This is a genomic window from Microbacterium sp. ISL-103 (assembly GCF_018613995.1).
Classification (GTDB): domain Bacteria; phylum Actinomycetota; class Actinomycetes; order Actinomycetales; family Microbacteriaceae; genus Microbacterium.
Window position 1 is genome coordinate 1 of the sequence record NZ_JAGGPD010000248.1, and the last position, 1,595, is coordinate 1,595.

The 1,595-nt window shown below is 67.8% G+C and carries 1 protein-coding gene and 2 pseudogenes; all 3 read left to right on the forward strand.

What is annotated here, in order from left to right; genetic code table 11:
* Positions 1-330: pseudogene (locus tag J7E68_RS10035) on the forward strand (tRNA (adenine-N1)-methyltransferase); the annotation flags it as partial.
* Between the two features lie 10 nt (positions 331-340).
* Entirely contained in the window at positions 341-1,258 is a 918-nt protein-coding gene (locus tag J7E68_RS10040) for a hypothetical protein (RefSeq protein ID WP_215172192.1), read from the forward strand.
* Positions 1,258-1,595 (forward strand): annotated as a pseudogene (locus J7E68_RS10045) (WYL domain-containing protein); the annotation flags it as partial. The gene J7E68_RS10040 and the pseudogene J7E68_RS10045, both read left to right, overlap by 1 nt.

Genomic DNA, 1,595 nt, shown 5'->3' on the forward strand with positions numbered 1-1,595 from the left:
TTCACCGAGCCGGAGGCATCCGAGACGATGGTGCGCGGGTGGCACGTCGAGGGCCTCGCCGTGCGGCCCGACCACCGAATGGTCGCTCACACCGGCTTCCTGCTGACGGCACGCAGGCTCGCGCCGGGAGCCGTGGCCCCGTCGGTCAAGCGCAGGGCGTCGAAGAGCAGCTACGGTGACGCGGATGTCGAGGCGTGGACGCCCGGTGCCGTCGGTGATCGTGAGATCAACGACAAACAGCTTCGCAAGCGGGCGCGTGAGGCGTCGAAGGCCGCCGACGGCGCGCGTCTCGCGGCCGGTTCGCGCGAATCCGAGCCACCGACGGAATAGACTGGAGCGCGTGCGTAAAACGTCCGCCGTTCTGGCCACACTCAGCCTCGCAGTCCTCGCTCTGACCGGATGCTCTTCAGCTCCGACCTTCGCCGGCGCGGTCTGCGATCGCTCGGCCGCCTCGACCCCTTCGGTCGCGGAATCGGTGACCGTCGAGGGCGACCTCGGTGATGCGCCCGATGTCACCGTCTACAGCCCGGTCAACGCGAAGAAGACCTCTTTCGCCGACGTGATCGAGGGCGACGGACGCACTCTGACCACCACGTCTCAGCCGATGGTGCTCGATGTCGCGTTCTACGGCGGCGAGAGCGGCGACAAGCTCTACGAATCCGAGTTCAACGGCGACGCGAGCCGCGTGCACAGCATCGCCTATTGGGCGGAGCGATCCGCCGGGCTCGAGACCGTGCTCGAATGTGCGACCGGTGGCAGCCGGATCGTCGCGGGTCTGACGCCGGAGGACTTCGGTGAGGCCAACGTCGAGGCATTCGGCCTGGCAAAGGACGAGAACGTCGTCGCCGTCATCGACGTGCAGGACGTCTATCTGGCGCACGCCGAGGGAGCGTCGCAGTTCAACGACGCCCGCGGACTGCCGACGGTCGTGCGTGCTCCCGACGGAACGCCCGGGGTGATCATCCCCGACAGTGCCGCACCGAAGAAGGCCGTGACGCAGACGCTCATCCAGGGCGACGGCGAGAAGGTCGAGAAGGATTCGACCATCGTCACCAACATCATGGCGCTCGGATGGGATGACAAGACCGTCACCTCGAGCAGCTGGGGCGCTGAGCCCAACATCGGCCCGGCCGCGAAGGAGCTGGTCGGCGCGACGGTCGGTTCGCAGCTGCTTGTCGTCGTGCCGGAGGCCGACGGGAACCCGGCGACCGCGATCGTCGTCGACATCCTGGGCGTCGTTCCCGTTCCGGAGCAGTGATGGCGGCCCGTATTCCCGCGGAAGAGCGTCTGACGAACCTCGTCGTGGCGCTCATGGCCACGGAGATCGGGCTGACGAAGCAGCAGATCCTCGACAACGTCTCGGGATACCGCCAGCGTGCGGATGCCGGTGCACGGTCGGATGCTCTCGAGAAGATGTTCGAGCGCGACAAGGACGAGCTGCGCACACTCGGCGTGCCCGTCGAGACGATCGGCGATCCCGCCGACCCCAACGACCTCCGAGAGGCGCGGTATCGCATTCCGCAGGCGGAATACGACCTGCCCAGCGACATCGAGTTCACCGCGGCCGCGCCCGCCGGGCTGCAGCTGGCGGGCAG